This window comes from Psychrobacter sp. TWR1-1-1, assembly GCF_049895865.1.
In the GTDB taxonomy this organism is placed as follows: Bacteria; Pseudomonadota; Gammaproteobacteria; order Pseudomonadales; family Moraxellaceae; genus Psychrobacter; species Psychrobacter immobilis_A.
In genome coordinates this window covers 1-2,823 of record NZ_JAFCTE010000041.1, presented here as the reverse complement: position 1 = coordinate 2,823, position 2,823 = coordinate 1, and the positions used below count along the sequence as shown (strand labels likewise).

The window sequence follows — 2,823 nt, the reverse complement described above, 5'->3', positions numbered from 1 at the left end:
CACGATTGGTTATGTGTCACCTTTTGAGTTTGAAAAGCAGTATTATGATAATTTAATCCTGTCAGGTGTTGCTGCCTGACTCAAGTAAATAAGCCTCCGATAAAGTCGGGGCGGTTCACTGATGGATGGAGTTTATAATTTGGCATACCAGTTTATTTTTGCAAGAAATATGCCTTATGCTAATGTAGCTTATACAGCTAAAAACATTACAACGGGTGAAACAACTCAAGGTATTACAGATAAAAATGGCTGGACTGAACAATTCTATACAGATACCGAAAATGAAATTGAAGTCCATTTAGGTTTACCGTGGCAGAACTCAACAGATGATAAACCTTATAATCTAACTTATCAGTTTGTATTTGCTAACAACCTACCTTATGCAAATGTTAAATATATAGGTAAAAATATAAGAACTGGAGAAGTCTATCGCGGCACTACTGACGAAAACGGATGGACTGAAGAATTCCATTCAGAAAGTGAAGACGAAATTGAATTAAGCTTAAATCTACCATGGCAAAATAATAAGGACTCTTTATGAGTGATCCAGTAACTCATGCTAAAAGATATACTAGTAACAGAACTAAAGCTAAACCTACAAATAAGGTGGTACAGAAGGTCTCATATATCTCTCAAGAGCAAGTTAGCAATATTGAAGATAGAGCGACAGATATGATAGTAACAGCGCTATTGAGAGAGTACTCTAATGCTCCTGGTGGACTTTTAGGAGCATTACAAGCTTTGTTAGTAGGTGGACAAGCAACTCTTAATCATGTAAAGAGTATTTTCCAAAAAGATTACAACTGGTACAAAGCTACTGGGGAAAGGCTAGAATATCAGGAACTTAGTTCTATGCCTGGAATAAGAAGATGCTTAGATTATATGAACTGGGATAACTACGAGACGTTCGACGAAGCTTGGAAAGATGTGGGAAACCAATGCTATAACAAATAATCAACTTATAAGAGTAATATAACAATGAATATTATTATTAAGTCTTTACTATTTATTAGCATAATATGTTTATCATCTTGTACTAATAACTCAAATTTAGCTGAACCTAAAAAAGTTTCATTAATAGACTATATCGACAAATCTGATTTAGAGAAATATGGTTTTTCAGCTAATGATATTGAGAACTTCGATACTAAAATCAAGGATAATGGTGTATTTGCAAACGACTATAAGAGCTATGAGGTTAATGGATTTACAATCTTATCAAGTACTGAAAATACTGAACATATATTCATACTAAAAAATAATAAGTTTATTGCTACTTTTGATGACCAATCAAGAAGCTTATACTCTACACAAACTAATATTCCTACACGATTAGATGCTATTGTTACTTATATACCTGAAATTCCTTCTTTGAGCTATAGCACTAATAAACTAAACCATTACGACCTTAATCTGGATGGTATTGATATTATTAGTGAGATCATACCGAGTGATGATAAAGGATTAGATTATTTCTCTGCAGAGCTTTTAGGTGCACCAAATCTTAATATCGTTGAAGCAAGTATAAATGGTAAAGAGTGCAAAGCCTTAGCAGGCTCTTTTGCCTGTTGTCTTTCATCTCAGGAAAGTTATGATGCATATAAATTCAGCTATCAAGATGGTTGGATTAGTCTTCCCACTAATAAAAAATTAAATACAATATGCAATGCTGAGGATTTCGAAACTTCTAAACATGAACTTAAAAACAAGCTTTTCTTAAAATGACAAGTACGAAATTTACCAATTCTTATTAATGATCTAAAAGTTCTTGCTCACTAGTAATAGTCACATCAACATCAAATATGCCAACACCCTCGTCCTCTCCACCCAGCCGCAAACCCACCTCCAAGCACAGCAACTGAGCTATGCTGAAGAAACCGTACAACTAAACTTGGTAAACTAAGCGTATTAATCGGAGTTTATCATGACCAAGAAAGTAAGAACCTACAGTGACGAATTTAAAGCCGAAGCTGTTAAAAAGATAGCAGACAACAACGGCAATATTTCAGCGACCGCAAAGCAGCTTGGCATCGCCATGCAGACCTTAACTAATTGGCACAGTAAAGCCAATCAAGGCAAACTTATCGGCACAGAACAATATGATCCTGAGCTTATGGCAGCTATTCAGGAAATAAAGCAGCTCAAGCGGCAACTTAAAGTGGCCGAAGAGGAACGAGAGATATTAAAAAAGGCGACGGCGTACTTCGCGAAAAACAGCTAGTCAAGTACGCCTTTATCAAAGACAACCAGCAAGTCTTTAGCATTAGTAGCATGTGCCGCGTACTACAGGTTAAACCCTCAAGCTACTATGACTGGCTAGGTCGTCATATCAGCTGTCAGCAGGTACATCGTAATCAGTGCGAGTTATTGGTTAAAGCCGCGCACAGTGAAACCCTCGAACGCTACGGTTTTGAGCGTCTGCATGCGTATCTAAGCGGACAAGGACATAATATTAGTCTATACATGGTCAGAAGCATCAAAGAAGAATTTGGCATCAAATGCCGTCGTCATAAGCGCTTTAAAGTCACCACTGACTCTAATCATCACAAACTGGTCTATCCAAACGTGCTCGATCAGAAGTTTGACACCAGTCGCCCTAATGAGTCTTGGGTTAGCGATATTACTTATATCTGGACAAATGAGGGCTGGCTGTACTTAGCAGGGGTCAAGGACTTATATACCAAAGAGTTGGTCGGTTACGCTATGAACCGCCCCGGGATTGTCGGAGACTCAACATTCTGAGAGAATACGACAATGAAAAGACAAACCTACACTCCTGAGATTAAAGAACGCGCCGTTCGCATGCTGATTGAAGCGTCGAGC

The 2,823-nt window shown here is 37.5% G+C and carries 3 protein-coding genes and 1 pseudogene; all 4 read left to right on the top strand.

Annotated elements, in window-relative coordinates; genetic code table 11:
- The first annotated feature begins 121 nt into the window (after positions 1–121).
- Entirely contained in the window at positions 122–541 is a 420-nt protein-coding gene (locus ACP69U_RS13710) for a hypothetical protein (protein WP_426138826.1), read from the top strand.
- A complete protein-coding gene (locus tag ACP69U_RS13705) occupies positions 538–954 on the top strand; it encodes a hypothetical protein (protein ID WP_193008265.1) in 417 nt (138 codons plus the stop codon). The genes ACP69U_RS13710 and ACP69U_RS13705 overlap by 4 nt, the downstream gene beginning before the upstream one ends.
- A 24-nt stretch (positions 955–978) precedes the next feature.
- Positions 979–1,725: a hypothetical protein gene (locus tag ACP69U_RS13700; protein ID WP_426138825.1), complete on the top strand. Its 747-nt coding sequence runs from the start codon at positions 979–981 to the stop codon at positions 1,723–1,725.
- A 199-nt stretch (positions 1,726–1,924) separates the two neighbouring features.
- Positions 1,925–2,712: pseudogene (locus ACP69U_RS13695) on the top strand (IS3 family transposase); the annotation flags it as partial.
- Positions 2,713–2,823: the final 111 nt, after the last annotated feature.